Annotated in this window: 1 pseudogene; it reads left to right on the top strand. The window is 79.1% G+C overall.

What is annotated here, in order from left to right:
- Positions 1–435, top strand: a pseudogene (locus KN815_RS49715) (DEAD/DEAH box helicase); the annotation flags it as partial.

The raw sequence follows: 435 nt of genomic DNA, 5'->3' as shown, positions 1-435 counted from the left end.
GGCTTCCGCGAAGCCGCGCCGCCGCCGCACCCGGGGTGCCGCCAGGACCGCCGAGGCCGCGACAGCGGCCGTCGAGACGGCCGAGGGCGCCGAGGGCACCGAGGGCGCCGAGAGCGCCACGCAGGAGTCCGCGAGCGCCGTCGCCGTCGAGTCGGCGGAGACCTCGGTGAGGACGGTGGAGGCCACGGAGGCTGCCGTAGAGGCACCCACGAAGCCGCGCCGCCGGACCCGCGCCAAGGCCGCCGAGGCCACCGACGCGGCCCAGGCCGCCGTGGAAACGGCCGAGGGCACGACGGACGCGGTGAACGCCGCCGAGACCGTCGAGGCGCAGCCGGAGGCCGTGGAGGCCCCCGCCAAGCCGCGCCGTCGCACCCGCGCCAAGGCTGCCGAGGCCGCGGAAGCGGCTGTGGACACGGCCGAGGGCACCGCCAAGGC

Origin of the sequence: Streptomyces niphimycinicus, assembly GCF_018883605.1 — a bacterium.
In the GTDB taxonomy this organism is placed as follows: domain Bacteria; phylum Actinomycetota; class Actinomycetes; order Streptomycetales; family Streptomycetaceae; genus Streptomyces; species Streptomyces niphimycinicus.
Note: the sequence above shows the minus strand (reverse complement) of the source record. Positions and strands in the feature narration are given on the sequence as shown.